21 protein-coding genes are annotated in these 22,310 nt (G+C 60.3%); 5 read left to right on the top strand and 16 right to left on the bottom strand.

Annotated elements, in window-relative coordinates; all coding sequences use genetic code 11:
• A complete protein-coding gene (locus CAF87_RS11470; protein WP_085731513.1) occupies nucleotides 1–951 on the bottom strand; it encodes an alpha/beta hydrolase in 951 nt (316 codons plus the stop codon).
• Nucleotides 952–1,048: 97 nt separating this feature from the next.
• Here CAF87_RS11470 and CAF87_RS11465 point away from each other — a divergent pair, with 97 nt between their 5' ends.
• Nucleotides 1,049–1,624, top strand: a complete 576-nt coding sequence (locus CAF87_RS11465; protein ID WP_085731512.1) for a DUF6436 domain-containing protein — start codon at nucleotides 1,049–1,051, stop codon at nucleotides 1,622–1,624.
• Nucleotides 1,625–1,694: 70 nt separating this feature from the next.
• On the opposite strand, the gene CAF87_RS11460 is transcribed toward CAF87_RS11465, so the two are convergent.
• The 3 genes from CAF87_RS11460 to CAF87_RS11450 form a co-directional block, all read right to left on the bottom strand.
• Nucleotides 1,695–1,946: a bacteriocin immunity protein gene (locus CAF87_RS11460; RefSeq protein ID WP_065259882.1), complete on the bottom strand. Its 252-nt coding sequence runs from the start codon at nucleotides 1,944–1,946 to the stop codon at nucleotides 1,695–1,697.
• 66 nt (nucleotides 1,947–2,012) lie between these two features.
• Nucleotides 2,013–2,267, bottom strand: a complete 255-nt coding sequence (locus CAF87_RS11455; protein ID WP_085731511.1) for a bacteriocin immunity protein — start codon at nucleotides 2,265–2,267, stop codon at nucleotides 2,013–2,015.
• Nucleotides 2,260–4,656 carry an S-type pyocin domain-containing protein gene (locus CAF87_RS11450; RefSeq protein ID WP_170929586.1) on the bottom strand — a complete coding sequence of 799 codons (2,397 nt, stop codon included), beginning with the start codon at nucleotides 4,654–4,656 and terminating at the stop codon, nucleotides 2,260–2,262. Before CAF87_RS11450 ends, CAF87_RS11455 begins: the two co-directional genes overlap by 8 nt.
• A gap of 255 nt (nucleotides 4,657–4,911) precedes the next feature.
• On the opposite strand from CAF87_RS11450, the gene CAF87_RS11445 reads away from it, so the two are divergent.
• The gene (locus CAF87_RS11445) at nucleotides 4,912–7,323 is read left to right on the top strand and encodes a penicillin acylase family protein (protein WP_085731510.1); all 2,412 of its coding nucleotides are present in this window, start codon (nucleotides 4,912–4,914) and stop codon (nucleotides 7,321–7,323) included.
• 7 nt (nucleotides 7,324–7,330) lie between these two features.
• Here CAF87_RS11445 and CAF87_RS11440 read toward each other — a convergent pair whose 3' ends face one another.
• Nucleotides 7,331–8,296: a GlxA family transcriptional regulator gene (locus CAF87_RS11440; protein WP_085731509.1), complete on the bottom strand. Its 966-nt coding sequence runs from the start codon at nucleotides 8,294–8,296 to the stop codon at nucleotides 7,331–7,333.
• A 189-nt stretch (nucleotides 8,297–8,485) separates the two neighbouring features.
• Here CAF87_RS11440 and CAF87_RS11430 point away from each other — a divergent pair, with 189 nt between their 5' ends.
• Nucleotides 8,486–9,127 carry an HD domain-containing protein gene (locus tag CAF87_RS11430; RefSeq protein ID WP_085731507.1) on the top strand — a complete coding sequence of 214 codons (642 nt, stop codon included), beginning with the start codon at nucleotides 8,486–8,488 and terminating at the stop codon, nucleotides 9,125–9,127.
• 58 nt (nucleotides 9,128–9,185) lie between these two features.
• Here CAF87_RS11430 and CAF87_RS11425 read toward each other — a convergent pair whose 3' ends face one another.
• The 8 genes from CAF87_RS11425 to CAF87_RS11390 form a co-directional block, all read right to left on the bottom strand.
• Nucleotides 9,186–10,076 carry an ABC transporter permease subunit gene (locus tag CAF87_RS11425; RefSeq protein WP_085731506.1) on the bottom strand — a complete coding sequence of 297 codons (891 nt, stop codon included), beginning with the start codon at nucleotides 10,074–10,076 and terminating at the stop codon, nucleotides 9,186–9,188.
• Nucleotides 10,073–10,954 (bottom strand): ABC transporter permease subunit, encoded by an 882-nt coding sequence (locus CAF87_RS11420; RefSeq protein ID WP_349016884.1) that lies wholly within the window; start codon nucleotides 10,952–10,954, stop codon nucleotides 10,073–10,075. The genes CAF87_RS11425 and CAF87_RS11420 overlap by 4 nt, the downstream gene beginning before the upstream one ends.
• 35 nt (nucleotides 10,955–10,989) lie before the next feature.
• Nucleotides 10,990–12,132 carry an ABC transporter ATP-binding protein gene (locus CAF87_RS11415; RefSeq protein ID WP_085731504.1) on the bottom strand — a complete coding sequence of 381 codons (1,143 nt, stop codon included), beginning with the start codon at nucleotides 12,130–12,132 and terminating at the stop codon, nucleotides 10,990–10,992.
• Nucleotides 12,133–12,199: 67 nt separating this feature from the next.
• A complete protein-coding gene (locus CAF87_RS11410) occupies nucleotides 12,200–13,297 on the bottom strand; it encodes a polyamine ABC transporter substrate-binding protein (protein ID WP_085708997.1) in 1,098 nt (365 codons plus the stop codon).
• A gap of 187 nt (nucleotides 13,298–13,484) precedes the next feature.
• Complete coding sequence (locus tag CAF87_RS11405) at nucleotides 13,485–14,594, bottom strand: polyamine ABC transporter substrate-binding protein (protein ID WP_085731503.1); 1,110 nt, start codon at nucleotides 14,592–14,594, stop codon at nucleotides 13,485–13,487.
• A 171-nt stretch (nucleotides 14,595–14,765) separates the two neighbouring features.
• Nucleotides 14,766–16,130 (bottom strand): aspartate aminotransferase family protein, encoded by a 1,365-nt coding sequence (locus CAF87_RS11400; protein WP_085731502.1) that lies wholly within the window; start codon nucleotides 16,128–16,130, stop codon nucleotides 14,766–14,768.
• 56 nt (nucleotides 16,131–16,186) lie between these two features.
• On the bottom strand, nucleotides 16,187–17,545 hold the full coding sequence (locus tag CAF87_RS11395; protein WP_085731501.1) for a glutamine synthetase family protein: 1,359 nt from the start codon (nucleotides 17,543–17,545) through the stop codon (nucleotides 16,187–16,189).
• Nucleotides 17,546–17,639: 94 nt separating this feature from the next.
• Nucleotides 17,640–17,999, bottom strand: coding sequence for a hypothetical protein (locus tag CAF87_RS11390; protein ID WP_085731500.1), 360 nt, complete (start codon nucleotides 17,997–17,999; stop codon nucleotides 17,640–17,642).
• Between the two features lie 278 nt (nucleotides 18,000–18,277).
• On the opposite strand from CAF87_RS11390, the gene CAF87_RS11385 reads away from it, so the two are divergent.
• Both CAF87_RS11385 and CAF87_RS11380 read left to right on the top strand, forming a co-directional pair.
• The gene (locus CAF87_RS11385) at nucleotides 18,278–19,654 is read left to right on the top strand and encodes a glutamine synthetase family protein (RefSeq protein WP_085581012.1); all 1,377 of its coding nucleotides are present in this window, start codon (nucleotides 18,278–18,280) and stop codon (nucleotides 19,652–19,654) included.
• A 118-nt stretch (nucleotides 19,655–19,772) separates the two neighbouring features.
• Nucleotides 19,773–20,405, top strand: coding sequence for a TetR/AcrR family transcriptional regulator (locus CAF87_RS11380; RefSeq protein ID WP_085731499.1), 633 nt, complete (start codon nucleotides 19,773–19,775; stop codon nucleotides 20,403–20,405).
• Between the two features lie 69 nt (nucleotides 20,406–20,474).
• Here the strand turns inward: CAF87_RS11380 and CAF87_RS11375 are convergent, their stop codons facing one another.
• From CAF87_RS11375 to ssuC, 3 genes are read right to left on the bottom strand one after another with little or no spacing between them, the layout of a single operon-like run.
• A complete protein-coding gene (locus CAF87_RS11375) occupies nucleotides 20,475–20,690 on the bottom strand; it encodes a molybdopterin-binding protein (protein WP_007953520.1) in 216 nt (71 codons plus the stop codon).
• Nucleotides 20,691–20,717: 27 nt separating this feature from the next.
• Nucleotides 20,718–21,524, bottom strand: coding sequence for an aliphatic sulfonates ABC transporter ATP-binding protein (ssuB, locus tag CAF87_RS11370; RefSeq protein WP_085731498.1), 807 nt, complete (start codon nucleotides 21,522–21,524; stop codon nucleotides 20,718–20,720).
• Entirely contained in the window at nucleotides 21,521–22,303 is a 783-nt protein-coding gene (gene ssuC / locus CAF87_RS11365; RefSeq protein ID WP_085731497.1) for an aliphatic sulfonate ABC transporter permease SsuC, read from the bottom strand. Before ssuC ends, ssuB begins: the two co-directional genes overlap by 4 nt.
• Nucleotides 22,304–22,310: the final 7 nt, after the last annotated feature.

Raw genomic sequence — 22,310 nt, 5'->3', positions numbered from 1 at the left:
CTAGGGATTGCGGCCCTTGATCCGCTTGCTCAGAAACTCGAAATATTCCTCGCGCATCGGTGCCGTCTCATTGGCCAGGTGATGCCGCGCCTCGGCCAGCAGCAGAATCTGCGGCCGGTCGAATTTCCATTTCATCACTTGCAGGTTGTGTTGCCAGTCCACGGTCATGTCCGCCTGTCCCTGGACGATCAGCGGACGGCGCGAACTCTTCTTCGCGTATTCCACCCGCTTGATCCAGCGTGACAAAGCCCCGACCCACGCCGTTGGCAGACGTTTGGGCTGCAACGGATCGGCCTGCAGGAACGGCAGGAAATCCGGATCGTTGGAGTTCTCGCTGAAGCGCCGGGCGATGCCCCGGACGAAGGGCCGCAACAGGTAATAACTGAATTGCGACCAGCCCCAGGCCCGTGGGCGCACCAGCGGCGCCAGCAAAATCAACTGGCCCTGGGCCGGACTGTTCTCACCGTGATTGAGCACGTGATCGACAATGATCGCCCCGCCGGTGCTTTGCCCGCACAGGTGCCACGGCTGCGGCAACGCAATCGAGCGCGCCTCGGCGAACAGACCCTGCAGCGCATCCTGATACTCGGAGAAATCGCGGATGCTCGCCCGTGGCCCGCTCGACAGACCATGCCCGGGCAAGTCACAGGCAATCACCGCAAACCCCAGATCCAGCGCCCACTCGATCACATGCCGGTAGAGGCCGGTGTGATCATAAAAACCGTGCACCAGAAACAGCGTGGCCTTGGCCGTTTCCGCCGGCCACCAGCAATGGCTGACCAGTTCATAACCATCGACGTCGAAGCGCCCCATGCCGCGCCAGACATCGCGCTCCGGGAAGTCGGTCTGGTAGAACCGCTGATACGCCTTCGCCTCCTCGGACAACGGCTGCCACTCGGCCAACGGCTTGAGGCTCGCACGTAAATGATCGGGATCGAAAGCAACAGACATGGGCAATTCCAGAACGGTAAACAGACTTTATCGGCCAGCGATATTCATCTGTAGAAGCAAGCATGGCAAGCTAGCCCGCTCTCGAGGAACCAAATCCATGCGCCGGCCCTACCGCACCGCACTGTTTGCCAGCCTGCTCGCCATCGTGTGTGCCGGCGTGCTGTGGGCTGCGTACGACTGGTTCCAGGGCCGCTACCTGCGGGCGTTCAGCGAACACACCGCGGTGTTTTCCGGCGACCCGTTGCGCCTGCCCGACGACCTCGCCGGCCCCGGCAATATCCGCTTGGTGCACTTCTGGGACCCGGCCTGCCCGTGCAACGTCGGCAATCAACAGCACCTGACCGAGATGGTCGAACAATTCGGCCCCAAGGGTGTGGAGTTCTTCGCCGTGCAGAAGGCCGGCAGCCACGGCCAGTTGCCCGCCACCCTCAGCAACCTCAAGACCATCGCGGTGCTGCCCGGCTCCGAACAGATCCCCGCCAGCCCGGCCGTGGCGATCTGGGACCGCAGCGGCCAGCTGGCGTACTTTGGCCCCTACAGCGAAGGCCTGACCTGTAATTCCAGCAACAGTTTTATCGAACCGATCCTGCAGGCGTTGAGTGATGATCGTCCGGTGAGTGCGACTCATACGTTGGCGGTGGGGTGTTATTGTCCATGGGTGAGTGGGGAGTGATCAGCCTCGGGTCCACGATAGACATTACATCAACCCCAAAAGACGCCAGAAACATACTGACAGCCAAAAACTAAACCGCCTTGAATCCAGGCTTGTTATTGGCAGCGCGCCACTCTTTGACCTCCTTTACAACTCCTTCAGGACTGTCATCTCTATCATCTCTTGGGTAATAGATCAGATCCGAGCCGTCCGGATGCTCTGTTAACCGCCTGAACTCAATTACCAGTTTTACACCTTCCTCCTCTGTTCGAGCACCAGCATCAAAAATAGAAATTACAAAATCCAAAAATTCCGCTTCCGTATAGTCTGAAATATTTAACATCCCCTCATCCTACGAAATCGCACTCCTGACAAAAATATGCCAGGAGCGCTGTGATAACTTAATAAATCAATTTTTAAACCCAGGCTTTCCGTTGGCAGCCCGCCACTCTTTAACTTCCTTCACAATACCTTCCGGGCTATCCTCTCTATCATTCCGTGGATAGTAAATCAAATCCGAACCATCTGGATGTTCAGTCAATCGCTCAAACTCAAAAATCAATTTAACATCTTCCTCTTCCGTCCTTACCCCACTATCACAAATCTCAACCACAAAATCCAAAAACTCTTTTTCCGTATAGTCGGAAATTAACTTGTCACTCATATTGACTCTCCTTCTTATGAATTTCCTTATGACGACGAGGAGTAACTATCCGAATGTTTTCAAGACCATAAACATTACCGCCGCTTGAGATTCTTATCTTGTGATGCAACTCAAATTTCACTGCCTCTCCTGCTCGCTCCACTTTTGAAACGTAGGGTGATTTTCCTTTCTCCATCGTAGACCGGTTCTGTTTTTGAAACTGAACCGCCAACTCCGGATCCCCGGCCACCGCCTTCCAGAACGCCTCCCGAAACGCCCGAAAATTCCTGAACTCCCGCCCTCGCAACTGATCGGCAATCTGCACTGGCACCGGCGCGCCTTCGCCTTGCGATGCGCTGGCAAGCCAGTTCCCCGACACCACCTGACCCACCCCTGTCACGACGCCCGGATCCTCCCGCCGGTCCCGAAACATGATGTAGTTCGGCGGCAGCCCGGAGTCCAGCGGGAACACCAGGACATAGTCATCGAATCCGGCTTCGGAAACCGCCGGGAACGAATCGAGGCGTCCCTCGACCGGTATCACCGTCGCTCCGGTGTAGACAGGTGAATCCGTCGGTTCGGCCGGTGAGATTGTCGAGCTGTTGCCCGGGTTTACGATCGGCGTCCAGGTCAGGGTGCGTGGCGGAACATCGGCGGTGGTTGCGGTGTAGACGTGGCGCTCGGCGTCGTAAGCAGCCGCCACCACCCTGGTGGCCGACGGAATACTCCGCCCATCAGTCTTGACGACAAAAACCTCTGACTGCCCATTCGTGTCGGTCTTTGAACTGACACGGTAAGGCAGATCAACCGTCCCGCCAGCCGCCGCGATGGCGTACAGATCTGACGCAAATTCTGGCGCGAGGTCCGACAGTGGCGTACTGAACGCGTAACGGTCCGGCAACTCCCCGTTGCCCAGCTTCGACGAGTAGACCAACGCTGAAACACCGACGACAGCGCCCGCCCCGACGCTGGCCGCCAGACTGCCCAAAGCCGCGATGGCGCTGCGAACCGCCGCTTGCAGGCTGGCCGAAGCGGCCTCGGCAACTGCCAGTACTCCCGCCGAAGTCATGAACAGCGGTCCTGCCGCAGAAGTGGCACCCGGGGCGCGGAAGGTATGGGCGGAACGCAGCGCCTCTGCCGCTATACGCGCTTGCTCTTCGGCAAGGCGCCTGGCCTCTGCTTCTGCGGCGACCCGCGCCTCCTCCCGTATACGCGCCTGCTCCTCGGCAACACGCCGGGCCTCAGCCTCCGCGGCAATACGCGCCTGCTCCTGCAACTGCCGAGCTTCCTGTTCCTTGGCAATGCGTATCTGCTCCTGCAGACGCTCCGCCTCTTGGGCGCGGGCGATCAGACCGGCAAAAGCGTCCGCAGCCGCAGCCATGTGCCGGGCACTTTCCGAGTGCAGAAGTGACGCGTGATAGTCCTGCCAGCGCTTGCCCAGATCCGTAGTAGCCTGCAGGTCCACCAGGTTCTTCAGTGCTTCGAGCTCAGGCTTGCTCAACGGGAAGTTGATCGCAGGGTTGGCGATTGCATAGGGCCGGACTGCGGCCTGCTCGGCGGCGCTGATGCTGTCCGCTGCGAATTTATAGTTCGTGAGCGTTTGAGAGAGACTGCCACCGGTTGTGCCCGCAATGGCGGCTATTTTTTCAACGAGAAAACCCGGCAGAAACTGGAAGCGGATATTCGTTTCCAGATTGACCACGGAGAGCCTTTCAGCAGAAAGAATTTGCTGGGCGACCCGAGTGGTCTGAGTCGCAGTTTCGACCTGGACTCTTCTTGCCGCCAACTCCGGAAGTTGATTGGCAATAATCGCCATCACCCAGGAAAGACGCCGCAGCTCCATTGCCGCGCGGTAGGCCCTGTCGATGGCGGCATACGCAACGGAGACATCCGGAACGGGCGACGCCAGACTTTCCCGGATTTTTCTGAAGGACAGATCCTTCATCAGAAAGAATGGATTATGGCCATACAACGAGTAAGCAGTCTCGGAATGCGCGCGATATTCCAATAGCTTTGCGTGAATAACCTGAAGGGTTATTTCCTGATCGGCCTTTACTTTCTGAACCGGAGACAGGCCAACACCGGCAACTTGCCTGGCGTGTTCTACTTCATTGTTCGAGGCCATCAGGATATTGCTGAATACTCCAGCGTACTCAAGATCAATATGTGCCTGAGCATTCTGCTGCTCATGCATCAAGTCATCCCAAATGAACGGGGTTAACGGATCAAGTTTGCCGGAGCCTTGCCCGGTGCCTCTGTGCGGCCCTTCATTCAACCCCCAACTTCCCGAAAAATAGCCACCCTGCCCCAATCGAACCGGCGCAAATGTCCGAACGGGTATCGGTGCCAGTTCATATTTCCCCGGTGCGATTTGTTTGTGCGGCCCAAGATAATTTCCAACATCACTCATACGACTTCTCCATGTCAGTTATTCCATGTATCGAATTCGCAAACTTTGTTTTGGTCCTCTGTTTTTTTCTCGAGGTCTTTTATAGGCCTGCCCCGTTAAACGCCGCAATAACAAACATGTAGTGCACTTCCCGAAAACCTGAAGGAAACTTCCTATTCGAGAAATACTGTGTTATGAAATCCCGGTTGCGAGCTTCAACTAGATCCGCACCATCAATGCCTTCATATAAATAGAACGACAGGGAGCAGAATTTTCATGAAACGAGGCCTGACCGTACTTGCGTTGCTGATCGTCATTCCCGCCATCGGGGTTGGCGGCTACCTCTACAGCAAGCAACCGACGCGTCAGGGCCAAGTGGAACTGCGCAACCTGCAAGGTTCGGTGACCGTGCGTTACGACGAGCGCGGCGTGCCGCACATCCGCGCCGAAAACGAAACCGACCTCTACCGTGCCCTCGGTTATGTGCACGCCCAGGACCGGCTGTTCCAGATGGAAGCCATGCGCCGCCTGGCCCGGGGTGAACTGGCGGAAGTGCTCGGGCCGAAGCTGCTCGACACCGACAAGTTGTTCCGCAGCCTGCGCATCCGCGAGCGCGCCGCCAGTTACGTGGCCGGTCTCGATAAGCAGTCACCGGCGTGGAAGGCCCTGCAAGCCTATCTGGACGGCATCAACCAGTATCAGGACTCGCACGCCGCCCCGGTCGAGTTCGACGTGCTGGGCATCCCCAAGCGGCCGTTCACTGCCGAAGACACCATCAGCGTCGCCGGTTACATGGCTTACAGCTTCGCCGCTGCGTTTCGCACCGAACCGCTGCTGACCTACGTGCGCGATCAGCTCGGCGCCGATTACCTCAACGTCTTCGACCTTGAGTGGCAGCCCAAGGGCGTGCTCGCCAAGGGCCATGCCGGCAAAGCACCGGCGCTCGCTGCCGAAGACTGGAAAGACCTGAACGCCCTCGCCCGCCTCAGTGAGCAGGCGCTGATCGACAACGGCCTGCCGCAGTACGAAGGCAGCAACGCCTGGGTGATTGCCGGCAGCCGCAGCAAGGGCGGCAAGGCATTGTTGGCCGGCGACCCGCACATCCGCTTCTCGGTGCCGTCGGTGTGGTACGAAGCGCAGCTGTCGGCGCCGGGTTTTGAACTTTACGGCCATCATCAGGCGCTGGTGCCGTTTGCGTTTCTGGGGCACAACGTGGATTTCGGCTGGAGCCTGACCATGTTCCAGAACGATGACCTGGACCTGATCGCCGAGAAGGTCAATCCGGACAACCCGAATCAGGTCTGGTATCACGGCCAGTGGACCGACATGGTCAGCACCGAACAGCAGATTGCGGTGAAGGGCCAGGCGCCGGTGACCATCACCCTGCGCCAGTCGCCTCACGGGCCGATCGTCAACGATGCCCTCGGCAGCGCCGCCGGAAAAACCCCGATTGCCATGTGGTGGGCGTTCCTCGAAACGCCGAACCCGATTCTCGAAGGCTTCTACCAGCTCAACCGTGCCGACACCCTGGCCAAGGCCCGCGCCGCAGCGGCCAAGGTGCAGGCGCCGGGGCTGAACATCGTCTATGCCAACGCCAAGGGCGATATCGCCTGGTGGGCCTCGGCGCTGCTGCCCAAGCGGCCAGCCGGCGTGAAACCTGGCTTCATTCTCGACGGCAGCGGCAATCAGGCCGACAAGGACGGGTACTTCCCGTTCAGCGCCAACCCGCAGGAAGAGAACCCGGCGCGGGGCTATATCGTCTCGGCCAACTTCCAGCCCGTATCGCCGACCGGCATGGAGATTCCCGGTTACTACAACCTCGCCGACCGTGGCCAGCAACTCAACCGTCAGCTCGCCGACAAGAACGTGAAGTGGGACAACGAAGCCAACCAGAAGCTGCAACTGGGCACCACCACCGGCTATGGCCCGCGCGTACTGGCGCCATTGTTGCCGGTATTGCGTGAAGTGGTGACCGACCCGGCGCAGCTGAAACTGGTCGAGCAACTGGCGCAGTGGCAAGGCGACTACCCGCTGGATTCGGTCAGTGCCACGGTGTTCAATCAGTTCCTCTACGACCTGGCCGACGCGGCGATGCGCGATGAGCTGGGCAACGACATGTTCGAGACTCTGCTGTCGACCCGAGTGCTCGACGCCGCGCTGCCGCGACTGGCGGCGAACGCCGACTCACCGTGGTGGGACAATCGCAACACCCCGGGCAAGGAAACCCGCGCCGACACCGTGCGCACCGCGTGGCAGGCGAGCATGACCCACCTGAAGCAGACCCTCGGCGACGATGCCTCCGGCTGGCAATGGGGCAAGGCGCACACGCTGACCCACGGACATCCGCTGGGGCAGCAGAAACCGCTGGACCGGATTTTCAACGTAGGCCCGTTCGCCGCACCCGGCTCCCATGAAGTACCGAACAACCTCTCGGCGAAGATCGGCCCGGCGCCGTGGCCGGTAACCTACGGTCCGTCGACTCGGCGGCTGGTGGACTTCGCCGACCCGGCCCACAGCCTGACCATCAACCCGGTCGGCCAGAGCGGCGTGCCGTTCGACAGCCACTATGACGATCAGGCGGAGGCTTATGTGGACGGGCTGTATGTGCAGGCGCATTTCAGTGAGGAAGAGGTGACGGCGAATACGCGCAGTACCTTGAAGCTGTTGCCGGCGCGGGCGGCGCAATAAGCGCCGTTCAAACCATCGCCGCAAAATTCAACCGAAACTGCTGCGGCGTCACCCCCAGCCTCCGGTTGAACACGCTGCGCATGTGTTGCGCATCGCGAAACCCGCACTGATACGCCACCGTCTTCAGCGGCGCCGTGGTGCTTTCAAGCATCACCCGCGCCGCATCCACCCGCGCCCGCTCGACGAATTCCGCCGGGGTGACTTTCGCTTCGCGAGCAAACACCCGGGAGAAATTCCTCGCACTCATGTTCGCGGCATTCGCCAGGTCGGCGATGGTCAGATCGCCGGTGAGATTGGCCAGCACATACAGCTGCACCATCGCCACTGCCGACGTCGGTTCGGCGTGAGGCGTGAGGAACGGGCTGAATTGCGACTGCCCGCCCGAGCGCTGGGTAAACACCACCAGCCGCTTGGCCACGCTCAGCGCCACTTCGGCCCCGTAATCTCGCGCCAGCAGGTACAGCGACAGATCGATCCCCGCCGTCACACCCGCCGAGGTGTAAAGCTGACCATCCTCGACGTACAGCCGGTCAGCCTCGACCCGACTGGACGGGCACAACTGCGCCAGCGCCTCGGCGTCGTTCCAGTGGGTGGTGACCGTGCGCCCGTCCAGCAATCCCGCACGAACCAGCATGAACGCACCGTTGCAGATCGAGCCGAACCGCCGCGCCCGCCCACAGGCCTCACGCAGCCAGGCATCGAACGTCTCGCCGAAATCCAGAAACGGCAACTGCGGCCCGCCGGCCACCAGCAACAAGTCATAAGCTTCCCGCACGTCGCTGAAATGCCGATGCGCACTCAGGGTCAGCCCGTTGGAGCACGCCATCGGCCCGTGTTCGACGCCGATCACTTCAAGCCGGTAATGATCCTCCGGCGCCAGAAAGCGATTGGCCTCGGCGAACACGTCCATGGGCCCGCTGACGTCCAGCGCCTGCACGCCGGGGAACACCACGATGGCGACGGTTTTGTTCATGGCGATGTCGGCTCCCTGAAATGGCGAATCAGCGCCAACGCTAGCCAATCCGCGCCGCAGAAGCGAGCTGGCACGATTTGCAGGTGGAATGGCAAGGATCGCAGCCATGGATCGATTGTCCGGTTTTGCCCCCGGGAACAGACTTTCCCCATCAGCGCCACGACGGCGTTTTCGACGAGGAAGCTCAACATGACCACGACCATCGCCGGTATCAAGATCCCCGACAGCGCCCTCGCCCGGGCCACCACCGAGTACATACGCGACATCGAATCCGACCTGCTTTACCACCACTCGCGCCGGGTGTTTCTGTTCGGTGCCTTGAGCGGCGAACGCCGGCAACTGGCCTACGATCCGGAGCTGCTGTACGTCGGCGCGATGTTCCACGATCTGGGTCTGGTCGAAGGTCACCGCAGCGATGACGAACGTTTCGAAGTCGATGGCGCCAATGCGGCGGCGGCGTTCCTCAAGCCCTACGGATTGAGCGACGACAACATCGAACAGGTCTGGCTGTCGATCGCCCTGCACACCACGCCGGGGGTGCCGAAGCATCTGCGGCCGACCGTGGCGCTGGTGACCGCAGGTGTCGAGATGGATGTGCTGGGCATGGACTACGCGGCGTTCACCACGGTGCAGCGCGAGGCGGTGGTGCATGCGCATCCACGGGGTGAGGGTTTCAAGGAATGCATCATCTGCGCGTTTGCCGATGGCTTGCGTCATCGCCCACAGACGACGTTCGGCAATGTGAAGACCGATGTGCTGAAAGATCAGATGCCGGGGTTCAAGCCGATGAACTTTGTCGAGGTCATCCGCCAATCACTCTGGGTCTCCTGACGAGCATAAAAAAACCTCGCGGCCGTTACCGGTCGCGAGGTTTTTTGTGTCTGCAGACTTAAGCCGCTTCCGGCGTCTGCGCCCGGCGCACGTCCGGTTGTTTCCACGAATCGGCAGCGCTTTCTTCGATGGCTTGCTGGATCGCCTTGCGGCGCGATTCTTCGGCACGACGGCTGAAGAACCAGACCATGAAGGTCACCAGCGACACCGCCAGCAGAATCAGGCTGGCCACGGCGTTGATCTCAGGCTTCACGCCCAGACGCACCGCCGAGAACACTTCCATCGGCAGGGTCGTCGAACCCGGGCCGGACACAAAGCTCGCCAGCACCAGATCGTCCAGCGACAGGGCGAACGACATCATGCCGCCCGCCGCCAGCGACGGCGCGATCATCGGGATGGTGATCAGGAAGAACACCTTCCACGGCCGCGCACCCAGGTCCATCGCCGCCTCTTCGATCGACAGGTCCAGCTCACGCAGACGCGCCGACACCACTACCGCCACATACGCCGCACAGAACGTCGTGTGGGCGATCCAGATGGTGACGATGCCACGCTCCTGGGGCCAGCCGATCATCTGCGCCATGGCCACGAACAGCAGCAACAGCGACAGACCGGTAATCACCTCGGGCATGACCAGCGGCGCGGTGACCAGGCCACCGAACAGCGTGCGGCCCTTGAAGCGGGTGATGCGAGTCAGGACGAACGCCGCCAGCGTACCCAGCGCCACTGCCGCAACAGCGGTGTAGCAGGCAATTTCCAGCGAGCGCACCACCGAGCCCATCAGTTGGGTGTTGTCGAGCAGGCCGACGTACCACTTGATCGACCAGCCGCCCCATACCGTCACCAGTTTCGAGGCGTTGAACGAGTAGATCACCAGGATCAGCATCGGCAGGTAGATGAACAACAGGCCGAGCACCAGCATCAGGCTGGAGAAACGGAAGCGCTTCATTCTTTACCCTCCATTTCCTTGGCCTGGCTACGGTTGAACAGGATGATCGGCACGATCAGGATCGCCAGCATCACCACCGCCAGGGCGGACGCCACCGGCCAGTCGCGGTTGTTGAAGAACTCTTGCCAGAGCACTTTACCGATCATCAGGGTTTCCGGACCGCCGAGCAGTTCCGGGATCACGAACTCGCCCACCACCGGGATGAACACCAGCATGCAGCCGGCGATGATCCCGTTCTTGGACAGCGGCACGGTGATTTTCCAGAAGCTGTTGAAGGTGCTCGAACCCAGGTCCGACGCGGCCTCCAGCAGGCTGGTGTCGTGCTTTACCAGGTTGGCGTACAGCGGCAGGATCATGAACGGCAGGTACGAATAGACGACGCCGATGTACACCGCGAGGTTGGTGTTGAGGATCTGCAGCGGCTCGTCGATGAAACCCATGCTCATCAGGAAACCGTTGAGCAGGCCGTTGTTGCTGAGGATGCCCATCCACGCATAGACGCGGATCAGGATCGCGGTCCAGGTCGGCATCATGATCAGCAGCACCAGCACCGTCTGCACTTCCTTGCGGGCGCTGGCGATGGCGTAGGCCATCGGGTAGCCGATCAGCAGGCACAGCAGCGTGCTGAAGAACGCCATCTTCAACGAACCGAGGTACGCCGAGATGTACAGTTCGTCATCGCCGAGCATCGCGTAATTGCCCAGGTTCAGCAGCAATTGCAGCTTCTGCTCGGCGTAGGTGTAGATCTCGGTGTACGGCGGAATGGCCACATCCGCTTCGGCGAAGCTGATCTTCAGAACGATGAAGAACGGCAGCATGAAGAACAGGAACAGCCAGATGAACGGCACCCCGATGACCAGTTGGCGGCCACCGGGAATTATTCGATTGAGCCGGCGTTTGAATTTGCGCATGTTCATGAGCGAAGTACCACGCCGCTGTCATCTTCCCAGTACACGTACACCTGATCGCCCCAGGTCGGACGTGCGCCACGGCGTTCGGCGTTGGCCACGAACGACTGCACCAGCTTGCCGCTCGGCAATTCGACGTAGAACACCGAGTGGCCGCCGAGGTAGGCGATGTCGTGCACCTTGCCGCTGGACCAGTTGTACTCGCAAGTCGGCATTTCGGCGGTGACCAGCAGCTTCTCCGGACGGATCGCGTAGGTCACGGACTTGTCCTGCACCGAGGTGCTGATGCCGTGGCCAACGTAGATCTGCCGGTCGAGGTCCTTGCAGGTGATGGTCGCGTGGCCTTCGGCGTCGTCGATCACTTCGCCCTCGAAGATGTTCACGTTGCCGATGAATTCACAGACCAGGCGGCTGGTCGGTGTTTCGTAGATGTCGATCGGGCTGCCGATCTGGGCGATCCATCCCAGGTGCATGATCGCGATGCGCTCGGCCATGGTCATGGCCTCTTCCTGGTCGTGGGTCACCATCACGCAGGTCACACCCACGCGCTCGATGATTTCCACCAGTTCCAGTTGCATCTGCGAACGCAGTTTCTTGTCCAGTGCGCCCATCGGCTCGTCGAGCAGCAACAGCTTCGGCCGCTTGGCCAGCGAACGCGCCAGCGCCACACGTTGACGCTGGCCGCCGGACAACTGGTGCGGCTTGCGCTTGGCGTACTGGCTCATCTGTACCAGCTTGAGCATCTCGGCCACGCGGGCGTCGATCTCGGCCGCCGGGATCTTGTCCTGCTTGAGGCCGAACGCGATGTTCTGCGCCACGGTCATGTGCGGGAACAGAGCGTACGACTGAAACATCATGTTGATCGGTCGCTCGTACGGTGGCATGTCGGTGATGTCGACGCCGTCGAGGAGAATGCGCCCCTCCGTGGGCCGTTCGAACCCTGCCAGCATCCGCAGCAGAGTGGATTTGCCCGATCCCGAACCGCCGAGCAGGGCGAAGATTTCGCCCTTCTTGATTTCCAGGGACACATCGTCCACGGCAACCGTCTCGTCGAACTTCTTCGTGACCCGGTCGATTTTAACCAGCACCTGTTTCGGTGTCTGGTCGCCCTCGAGGGCTTTCTTATAGGCGCCGGAGGCAACTGCCATTTACGAAACTCCCAGAAAAAAAGAGTGCAGTTCGCCCACGCAAGACGAACCCAGGATGGTTTGCGCGTTATTTACCCGACTTGACCTTGGTCCAGCTGCGGGTCATTAAACGCTGAATATTGGGTGGCAACTCGATCGACACATAGGTCTTGTCGAGGACGGCCTGCGGTGGATAAACCGCTTCGTCGGTGCGGATGGACTGCTCCATCAGCTTGTCCGAACCCGGGTTGGGGTTGGCGTAACCGACGTAATCACTGACCTGGGCGATCACCTCAGGTTTCAGCAAATAGTTGATGAAGGCGTGAGCCTCTTTGACGTTGGCCGAATCCTTTGGAATCGCCAACATGTCGAACCAGAGCGCGCCGCCCTCTTTCGGGATGGCGTAGGCGATGTTGACGCCCTTCTTGGCTTCTTCGGCACGGTGCTTGGCCTGGAAGATGTCGCCGGAGAAACCGATGGCCACGCAGATGTCGCCGTTGGCCAGATCGCCGATGTATTTCGAGGAGTGGAAGTAGGTCACGTAAGGACGCACCGCCAGCAACTTGGCCGTGGCTTTCTCGTAATCCTTGGGATCGGTGCTGTTGGCATTCAGGCCCATGTAGTTGAGCACGGTCGGCATCATTTCATCGGCCGAATCGAGGAACGCCACGCCGCAGCTGTGCAGTTTCTTGATGTTCTCGGGTTCGAACAGCACGCTCCAGGAGTCGATCTTGTCGACGCCGAGCACGGCCTTCACTTTGTCAACGTTGTAGCCGATACCGTTGGTGCCCCACAGGTACGGCACGGCGTACTGGTTGCCCGGGTCATTCTGTTCCAGGCGCTTGAGCAGCACCGGGTCGAGATTGGCGTAGTTCGTCAGTTGCGCCTTGTCGAGCTTCTGGAACGCGCCGGCCTTGATCTGCTTGCCAAGGAAGTGGTTCGACGGCACGACCACGTCGTAGCCGGTACGCCCGGCGAGCAGTTTGCCTTCCAGGGTTTCGTTGGAATCGAACACGTCGTAGACCGGTTTGATCCCGGTTTCTTTCTGGAAATCGGCCAGGGTGGTCTCGCCGATGTAATCCGACCAGTTATAAATATGCACAGTACCGGCGGCTTGGGCACCGACAGCGAACGTCAGGCCGGCAGCGGCCAGCAGGGCATTGCGCAAAGAAGAAAAAATAGGCAAGTGGAGGTCCTCTAATTTAGTTGGGCCCAAGTTGCCCCGCGCTGCATGACAGTCACGGTTGCCCGGCAACAAAACCGGCGCGCAACTTACCTTCGAAAAACCGTTCCAGCAAAACTTTCTGTCATTTAATTGCACCGCTGGCCGCCCGGATGAAGGCGACGGCCAGCGGTTGCGGCTTCAAACCGGCTTATTTACCGGATTTGATCTTGGTCCAGCTGCGAGTCATTTCACGCTGGGTCGCCGCTGGCAGATCGGCGATGGCATACAGCTTGGCCTGCACGTCGGCTGGCGGGTAGATGCCTGGATCGCTGGTGATGTCTTTCTCTACCAGTGGTGTTGCAGCAGCGTTACCGTTCGGGAAACGTACGGCGTTGGTGATGCCGGCCATGACTTCAGGCTTCTGCAGGAAGGTCATGAACTTGTAGGCGCCTTCAACGTTTTCGGCATCCTTCGGAATGGCAACCATGTCGAAGAAGCTGCCAGCGCCTTCCTTCGGAATCGCGTAGCTGACTTTCACCTTGTCACCCGCCTCGGCGGCACGGGACTTGGCCTGCTGCACGTCACCCGAGTAACCGACCGCTACGCAGATATTGCCGTTGGCCAGGTCCGAGATGTACTTGGACGAGTGGAAGTAGGTGATCGATGGACGAATCTTGAGGAACAGGTCCTCGGCTTTCTTGATGTCTTCTTTCTTCTGGGAGTCGGTTGGCAGGCCCAGGTAGTGCAGCGCGACCGGCAGCATTTCGGTCGGCGAATCGAGGAAGCTCACGCCGCAGCCCTTGAGCTTGGCGATGTTTTCCGGCTTCAGCAGAGTGTCCCAGGAGTCGATCTTGTCGACGCCCAGAGCAGCCTTGACCTTCTCCGGGTTGTAGCCGATGCCGATCGAACCCCACATGTACGGGAAGGCGTGCTTGTTGTCCGGGTCGCTGACCGACACGGCCTTGAGCAGGTCCTGGTTCAGGTTCTTCCAGTTAGGCAGCTTGGAGCGATCCAGTTCCTGGTAAACACCGGCCTTGATCTGCTTGGCCAGGAAGTTGTTGGACGGCACGACCACGTCGTAGCCGGACTTGCCCGCCAGCAGCTTGGCTTCCAGGGTTTCGTTGGAATCGAATACGTCGTAGACCACCTTGATCCCCGACTCTTTCTCGAAGTTCGCGATGGTGTCAGGAGCGATGTAGTCGGACCAGTTGTAGACGTGCAGAACTTTGTCGTCCGCGTGAACCGCGCCCGCCATCATGCCCGCGACAGACAGGGCCAGAAGAGTCTTGCCAGCAAGCTTTTTACCTAATGCCTTCATGCGTCATGCTCCAAATTTTTCTTTTTTGAACCACTTTGTTCAGCGGCCGAACCCGGACAACTGGAACCGCGGCTAGTCTGGCAAGATACGAGGCGGTCTTTCAAGAAAAGACCAGCCTTTCCAACTGCTCCGAGCGACAGCGCAACAGCTCCATCGCTCAGAGCCTAGCACTTAGCCCTGCAATGCACTGAGGGTGAGGTCCAGGCACTTGCGTGCCTTGGTCACCAGCTCATCGATCTCCGCCTTGCTGATCACCAGCGGCGGCGCAATGATCATGGTGTCGCCCACGGCGCGCATGATCAGCCCGTTGTCGAAGCAGAACTGGCGGCAGATCATGCCGACGCCCTTGCCTTCGTAACGCTTGCGCGTGGCCTTGTCCTGGACCAGTTCGATGGCCCCCAGCAGACCGACCCCGCGCACTTCACCCACCAACGGATGATCGTTCAGTTCGCGCAGACGCTTCTGCAAATACGGTGCCGTTTCTTCGTGGACATGCTCGATGATTTTCTCTTCGCGCAGGATCCGGATGTTTTCCAGACCCACCGCTGCAGCCACCGGGTGACCGGAGTAGGTGAAGCCGTGGTTGAAATCGCCGCCCTCGTTGAGCACCGCCACCACTTCGTCGCGCACGATCAGGCCACCCATCGGGATGTAGCCGGACGTCAGGCCTTTGGCGATGGTCATCATGTGCGGCTTGAGGTCGTAGAAATCGCTGCCGAACCATTGGCCGGTACGGCCGAAACCGCAGATCACTTCGTCCGCCACGAACAGGATGTCGTACTTGGCGAGGATTTCCTTGATGCGCGGCCAGTAGGTGTCTGGCGGAATGATCACGCCGCCAGCGCCCTGGATCGGCTCGGCAATGAAGGCACCGACGTTGTCGACGCCGACTTCGAGAATCTTCTCTTCCAGCTGATTGGCCGCCCAGATCCCGAATTCTTCCGGGGTCATGTCGCCGCCTTCGGCGAACCAGTACGGCTGGGCGATGTGGACGATGCCCGGGATCGGCAAGTCGCCCTGTTCGTGCATATAAGTCATGCCGCCCAGGCTCGCGCCGGCCACGGTGGAGCCGTGGTAACCGTTCTTGCGGCTGATGATGACTTTCTTGTTCGGCTGGCCCTTGATCGCCCAGTAGTGGCGAACCATGCGCAGCATGGTGTCGTTGCCTTCGGAGCCGGAACCGGTGAAGAACACGTGGTTCATGCCTTCCGGCGCCACGTCGGCAATGGCCTTGGCCAGTTCCAGTGCCGGCGGGTGAGCGGTCTGGAAGAACAGGTTGTAGTAAGGCAGTTCGCGCATCTGTTTGGCGGCAGCATCCGCCAGTTCATCGCGGCCATAACCGATTGCCACGCACCACAGACCCGCCATGCCATCGAGGATCTTGTTGCCCTCGCTGTCCCACAGGTACACGCCCTTGGCGTTGGTGATGATCCGTGGACCCTTTTCTTTCAGCTGCTTGAAGTCGCTGAACGGGGCCAGGTGGTGCTCGCTGCTGAGGGCTTGCCACTCACGGGTTTGCGGGTTGTTGCTGGTCATGCCAATTCTCCTTGTTATCGGTGAAGGCGCGGCGGCTGGCCACCGCGCCCGGCGTATCAGACGGCGAAGAGCAGGTACTCACGCTCCCAGGAACTGATCACGCGCTTGAAGTTTTCATGCTCGGCCCGCTTGACCGCGACGTAGCCGGTGATGAAGGTCTTGCCCAGGTATTTCTCGATGGTTGAGCTGTTTTCCATACGCTCCAGCGCATCTTCGATGGTCAACGGCAGGCGCAGGTTGCGGCGCTCGTAACCACGGCCCACGACCGGCGCGCTCGGGTTGATGCCCTCGACCATGCCGATGTAGCCGCAGAGCAGGCTCGCGGCAATCGCCAGGTACGGGTTGGCGTCGGCGCCCGGCAGGCGGTTTTCCACCCGGCGGTTCTGCGGGCCGGCATCCGGAACGCGCAGGCCCACGGTGCGGTTTTCTTCGCCCCACTCCACGTTCACCGGCGCTGAGGTGTCCGGCAGGAAGCGGCGGAACGAGTTGACGTTCGGTGCGAACAGCGGCAGCAGTTCCGGGATCAGTTTCTGCAGGCCACCGATGTGGTGCAGGAACAGCTGGCTCATGGTGCCGTCGTCATTGGAGAACACGTTCTTGCCGGTCTCGATGTCGATGATGCTCTGGTGCAGGTGCATGGCACTGCCCGGCTCGCCGGTCATCGGCTTGGCCATGAAGGTCGCCGCGACATTGTGCTTGAGGGCGGCCTCACGCATGGTGCGCTTGAACACCAGAATCTGGTCTGCCAGGGACAGGGCATCGCCGTGACGGAAGTTGATTTCCATCTGCGCCGTGCCGTCCTCGTGGATCAGCGTATCGAGGTCCAGTTCCTGCAGTTCGCACCAGTCGTAGACGTCTTCGAACAGCGGGTCGAATTCGTTCGCCGCTTCAATGGAGAACGACTGGCGACCGATTTCCGGACGTCCGGAACGGCCGACTGGCGGCTGCAATGGATAGTCAGGGTCGTCGCTGCGCTTGGTCAGGTAAAACTCCATTTCCGGCGCCACGATCGGCTGCCAGCCCTTGTCGGCATAGAGTTTCAGGACTTTCTTGAGGACGTTGCGCGGCGACAGCTCGATCGGGTTGCCTTGCTTGTCGTAGGTGTCGTGGATCACCTGGGCGGTCGGTTCGATGGCCCACGGCACCAGGTACACCGCGTTCTGGTCGGGACGGCAGATCATGTCGATGTCGGCCGGGTCGAGCAGTTCGTAATAGATGTCGTCTTCGACGTAGTCGCCCGTCACGGTCTGCAACAGAACACTTTCCGGCAGGCGCATGCCTTTTTCGGCGATGAACTTGTTGGTCGGCGAGATCTTGCCCCGGGTGATACCGGTCAAGTCGCCGATCATGCATTCGACTTCTGTGATCTTGTGGTCTTTCAACCAATCGGTGAGCTGGTCGAGGTTGTTACTCATAAATGCCTCTGGGCTGAGTCTCCTGACGCGTGTCAGGCGGGTTTGACGCACAGGGCGTCGCGTTAAAGGGGGCTTGTTTGCGCGCAGTACCGGCTTACGCCTGGCACCGCGCATCGACAATGAAGGAGGAGCTTACCTGCCCTTTACGCTGGCGTTGCATTTCCTGTGCACATTCCCGGTGTGCAGAATCTCGGGCACGGCGACGGGCGCGGTGCAGGTCGGGAGCAGGAAAGAGATCTATATTGAAAGGAGAACCGCTGAAGAGGATGCCCTTCCCCGCGTCCAGAATATCGGACGCCGGCGCCTGATCCGCCATGGACAATGAGATCGCTGGCAGAATGCGAGCCTGGTTGTCGGCTGCGCTGCGGACGGACGTGTCGCCACTGATGTGATAAGCATACAGACCGTACTGCGAAGAGCAGTCGGTGACGCCGATTAACGGCAGGCGAGACATGAAGCACCCCGGTATTATTGCTGTTATGGGTTTGACCCGAGCTTAGCCTTGTTCATTTTTTTACACAACACCCCCGTAAAAAATACAACACGGCCTGCTCAAGCCTGCGGGTGGCGCCTCGTTCACGGATAAAAAAATGCCCCAAAGTGCCCCATAAATGCCCTCGCGGCGCTTTTTCGGGGCAAAAAAGGCCTCGCTTGACTTCGGCATGCCGTTCGGGTTGACTGAAACCAGAAAAGATCAATGATTGATATTTTTAACAACAAAGGTGTTGCATCATGTCGGTACCCCCGCGTGCCGTTCAGCTTAACGAAGCGAACGCGTTCCTTAAGGAACATCCTGAGGTTCTGTACGTTGACCTTCTGATTGCGGATATGAATGGTGTGGTGCGCGGCAAGCGCATCGAACGCACCAGCCTCCACAAGGTTTACGAGAAAGGCATCAACTTGCCGGCCTCTCTATTTGCTCTGGATATCAATGGTTCGACGGTGGAAAGCACCGGCCTGGGCCTGGACATCGGCGACGCTGACCGTATCTGCTATCCAATCCCCGATACCCTGTGCAACGAGCCATGGCAGAAGCGCCCGACCGCGCAACTGCTGATGACCATGCACGAACTCGAAGGTGACCCTTTCTTCGCCGACCCGCGCGAAGTGCTCCGCCAAGTTGTTGCAAAGTTTGACGAGCTTGGCTTGACCATCTGCGCCGCATTCGAACTCGAGTTCTACCTGATCGACCAGGAAAACGTGAACGGCCGTCCTCAGCCGCCACGCTCGCCGATCTCCGGCAAACGCCCGCATTCGACCCAGGTCTACCTGATCGACGACCTCGACGAATACGTCGACTGCCTCCAGGACATTCTGGAAGGTGCGAAAGAGCAAGGCATCCCGGCCGACGCCATCGTCAAGGAAAGTGCCCCGGCGCAGTTCGAAGTGAACCTGCACCACGTCGCCGACCCGATCAAGGCATGCGACTACGCGGTACTGCTCAAGCGTCTGATCAAGAACATCGCCTATGACCATGAAATGGACACCACCTTCATGGCCAAGCCGTATCCCGGCCAGGCGGGCAATGGCCTGCACGTCCACATTTCGGTTCTCGACAAAGATGGCAAAAACATTTTTGCCAGCGAGGATCCCGAGCAGAACGCCGCGCTGCGTCACGCGATCGGCGGTGTGCTCGAGACCCTGCCCGCGCAAATGGCTTTCCTCTGCCCGAACGTCAACTCCTACCGTCGTTTCGGTGCGCAGTTCTATGTGCCGAACTCGCCGAGCTGGGGCCTGGACAACCGCACCGTCGCCCTGCGCGTACCAACCGGCTCTGCCGACGCGGTCCGCCTGGAACACCGCGTGGCCGGCGCCGACGCCAACCCGTACTTGCTGATGGCTTCTGTGCTGGCAGGCGTGCATCACGGTCTGACCAACAAGATCGAGCCTCCGGCTCCGACCGAAGGCAACAGCTACGAGCAGAACGAGCAGAGCCTGCCGAACAACCTGCGCGATGCCCTGCGCGAGCTGGACGACAGCGAGGTGATGGCCAAGTACATCGATCCGAAATACATCGATATCTTCGTCGCCTGTAAGGAAAGCGAGCTGGAGGAGTTCGAACACTCCATCTCCGACCTCGAGTACAACTGGTATCTGCATACCGTTTAAGCGGATTGCAGCAAAGGAAAACGCCGTTGGCTTCTCAGCCAGCGGCGTTTTTTTATTGGCCTCTGTGGCAGACATTCAAGCTCTGCGTACAATGCCCGCTGCCCCGCAGGAGACTTTCATGACGCGTCCCGCCCCCGTCCGCAAACCCCGTGCCCGCAGCCAGGCGCGGATCGATTCGATACTCGACGCCGCGCGCACGCTGCTGGCCGCCGAGGGCGTGGCGAGCCTGTCGATCTACAGCGTGGCCGAGCGCGCGCAGATTCCGCCCTCCTCGGTCTACCACTTCTTCGCCAGCGTCCCCGCGCTGCTCGAAGCGCTGACGGCGGATGTCCACGCGGCTTTCCGCGCCTGCCTGCAGGCGCCGATCGATCACGACGCCCTGCGCGACTGGCGCGACCTGTCCCGTCTGGTCGAACAACGGATGCTGGAGATCTACGACGAAGACGCGGCCGCCCGCCAGCTGATCCTCGCGCAACACGGCCTTACCGAAGTCACCCAGGCCGACCGCCAGCATGACCTCGAACTCGGCGACCTGATGCACAAGCTGTTCGATCACCACTTCGAACTGCCCAAACTGCCGGATGACGTGGACGTGTTCGCGCTGGCCATGGAACTGGGCGACCGCGTTTACGCCCGCTCGGTGCAGCAGCACGGGCAGATCACCCCGCGCATGGCCGAGGAAGGGATGCGGGTGTTCGATGCCTACATCAGCTTGTATCTGCCGCCGTATCTGCCCAAGCGGACTCTCTAGCGCCGCACGACAGACTCAAAAAACCCCGAAGGGCTCACACCCTTCGGGGTCGTTTTTTTACTCACAGGCTTACAACTTGGCGATGGACACCTCGGTGGATTTCACGAAGGCGATCACTTCGCTGCCTACCTCCAGTTCCAGCTCCTTGACCGAACGGGTGGTGATCACCGAAGTGACGATGCCGGAAGCGGTCTGCACGTCGATTTCCGACAGCACGTCGCCGAGAACGATCTCCTTGATCGCGCCTTTGAACTGGTTGCGTACGTTGATGGCTTTGATAGTCATGGCATTGATTCCTGTCGTTTGCTTGAGTTATTGAGCCCAACGCAATTGCGTAGGCAAGGGTGAAACAGGGTCCGGCGCCGGCGGCTCGCCGGGCAGGGACAACACACGGTTGAGCACTTCGGTTTCCAGTGCGGCCAGGCGATGGGAGCCACGCACCCGAGGGCGCGGCAGCTCCACTTGCAGGTCGAGACCGACTTCGCCGTCCTCGATCAGAATCACCCGGTCGGCAATCGCCACCGCTTCACTGACGTCGTGGGTCACCAGTAACACGGTGAATCCATGCTGCTGCCAGAGACGTTCGATCAGTTGCTGCATCTCGATCCGGGTCAGGGCATCCAGTGCGCCCAGTGGCTCGTCGAGCAACAGCAGACGCGGTTGATGAATCAAGGCGCGCGCCAACGCCACACGCTGCTTCTGCCCGCCGGACAGGGCTGCCGGCCATTCATTGGCGCGATCCGCAAGACCGACCGCATCCAGCGCTTCCAGCGCCTGCGGACGCCAGTCGCCCTTGAGGCCGAGACCGACGTTGTCGATGATCTTTTTCCAGGGCAGCAGCCGTGCTTCCTGGAACATCAGCCGGGTGTCCTCCCGCGCATCGCTGAGCGGCGCGGCACCCGCGAGCAGATCGCCGCCGGTGGGCTGATCAAGGCCGGCGAGCAAGCGCAGCAAGGTGCTCTTGCCGCATCCGCTGCGCCCGACCACGGCGACGAACTGTCCCGCCGGAATGTGCAGGTCGATGTCACGCAACACCTGTCGCGCGCCGAAGGTCTTCTGCAGGTTGCGCACTACCAGCGGAATCCCGCGTAGCAGGCGTGGAGGTTGTTGAGCCGTCATGCCGCACCTCCTTTCGCCACTTGATACGCCGGATGCCAGCGCAACCACACACGTTCAAGTCCACGGGCCGCGAGGTCGGCCAGCTTGCCGAGCACCGCGTACAGCAGGATCGCCAGCACCACCACGTCGGTCTGCAAAAACTCCCGGGCATTCATCGCCAGGTAACCGATGCCGGAACTGGCGGAGATGGTTTCCGCCACGATCAGCGTCAGCCACATGAAGCCCAGGGCAAAGCGCACACCGACCAGAATCGAAGGCAGCGCACCCGGCAGAATCACCTGCCAGAACAGACTGAAACCGGACAGGCCATAACTGCGCGCCATTTCCACCAGCGCCGGGTCGACGTTACGGATGCCGTGATAGGTGTTGAGGTAAATCGGGAACAGCGTGCCCAATGCCACCAGGAAAATCTTCGCCGACTCATCGATGCCGAACCACAGGATCACCAGCGGAATCAGCGCCAGATGCGGCACGTTGCGGATCATCTGCACCGAGCTGTCGAGCAGGCGCTCGCCCCACTTCGACAGGCCGGTGATGAAGCCCAACACCAGCCCGATGCTGCCACCGATGGTGAAACCCAGCGCGGCGCGCCAACCGCTGATCGCCAGGTGCGTCCAGATTTCGCCGCTACGCACCAGGCTCACGCCTGCTTCGATCACCGCTACCGGTGCCGGCAGAATCCGTGTCGACAACCAACCGGCCGACACCGACAACTGCCACACCGCCAGCAACAACACCGGCAACGCCCAGGGCGCAAGGCTGTGGATGAGTTTCTTCATGGCGGCG

The sequence above is a fragment of the Pseudomonas sp. R38(2017) genome (assembly GCF_002112395.1).
Lineage (GTDB): Bacteria > Pseudomonadota > Gammaproteobacteria > Pseudomonadales > Pseudomonadaceae > Aquipseudomonas.
The sequence above is the reverse complement of the archived record's forward strand: the minus strand, read 5'-3'. Positions and strand labels throughout refer to the sequence as shown.

Excerpts from the sequence above, each read along its gene's own strand:
- CAF87_RS11400 (WP_085731502.1), bottom strand. The coding sequence starts at position 16,130 with ATGACCAGCAACAACCCGCAAACCCGTGAGTGGCAAGCCCTCAGCAGC.
- CAF87_RS11455 (WP_085731511.1), bottom strand. The coding sequence starts at position 2,267 with ATGAGTGACAAGTTAATTTCCGACTATACGGAAAAAGAGTTTTTGGAT.
- CAF87_RS11380 (WP_085731499.1), top strand. The coding sequence starts at position 19,773 with ATGACGCGTCCCGCCCCCGTCCGCAAACCCCGTGCCCGCAGCCAGGCG.
- CAF87_RS11445 (WP_085731510.1), top strand. The coding sequence starts at position 4,912 with ATGAAACGAGGCCTGACCGTACTTGCGTTGCTGATCGTCATTCCCGCC.
- CAF87_RS11460 (WP_065259882.1), bottom strand. The coding sequence starts at position 1,946 with ATGTTAAATATTTCAGACTATACGGAAGCGGAATTTTTGGATTTTGTA.
- CAF87_RS11375 (WP_007953520.1), bottom strand. The coding sequence starts at position 20,690 with ATGACTATCAAAGCCATCAACGTACGCAACCAGTTCAAAGGCGCGATC.
- CAF87_RS11405 (WP_085731503.1), bottom strand. The coding sequence starts at position 14,594 with ATGAAGGCATTAGGTAAAAAGCTTGCTGGCAAGACTCTTCTGGCCCTG.
- CAF87_RS11440 (WP_085731509.1), bottom strand. The coding sequence starts at position 8,296 with ATGAACAAAACCGTCGCCATCGTGGTGTTCCCCGGCGTGCAGGCGCTG.
- CAF87_RS11425 (WP_085731506.1), bottom strand. The coding sequence starts at position 10,076 with ATGAAGCGCTTCCGTTTCTCCAGCCTGATGCTGGTGCTCGGCCTGTTG.
- CAF87_RS11470 (WP_085731513.1), bottom strand. The coding sequence starts at position 951 with ATGTCTGTTGCTTTCGATCCCGATCATTTACGTGCGAGCCTCAAGCCG.
- ssuC (WP_085731497.1), bottom strand. The coding sequence starts at position 22,303 with ATGAAGAAACTCATCCACAGCCTTGCGCCCTGGGCGTTGCCGGTGTTG.
- CAF87_RS11395 (WP_085731501.1), bottom strand. The coding sequence starts at position 17,545 with ATGAGTAACAACCTCGACCAGCTCACCGATTGGTTGAAAGACCACAAG.
- CAF87_RS11450 (WP_170929586.1), bottom strand. The coding sequence starts at position 4,656 with ATGAGTGATGTTGGAAATTATCTTGGGCCGCACAAACAAATCGCACCG.
- CAF87_RS11415 (WP_085731504.1), bottom strand. The coding sequence starts at position 12,132 with ATGGCAGTTGCCTCCGGCGCCTATAAGAAAGCCCTCGAGGGCGACCAG.
- CAF87_RS11385 (WP_085581012.1), top strand. The coding sequence starts at position 18,278 with ATGTCGGTACCCCCGCGTGCCGTTCAGCTTAACGAAGCGAACGCGTTC.
- CAF87_RS11465 (WP_085731512.1), top strand. The coding sequence starts at position 1,049 with ATGCGCCGGCCCTACCGCACCGCACTGTTTGCCAGCCTGCTCGCCATC.
- CAF87_RS11390 (WP_085731500.1), bottom strand. The coding sequence starts at position 17,999 with ATGTCTCGCCTGCCGTTAATCGGCGTCACCGACTGCTCTTCGCAGTAC.
- ssuB (WP_085731498.1), bottom strand. The coding sequence starts at position 21,524 with ATGACGGCTCAACAACCTCCACGCCTGCTACGCGGGATTCCGCTGGTA.
- CAF87_RS11430 (WP_085731507.1), top strand. The coding sequence starts at position 8,486 with ATGACCACGACCATCGCCGGTATCAAGATCCCCGACAGCGCCCTCGCC.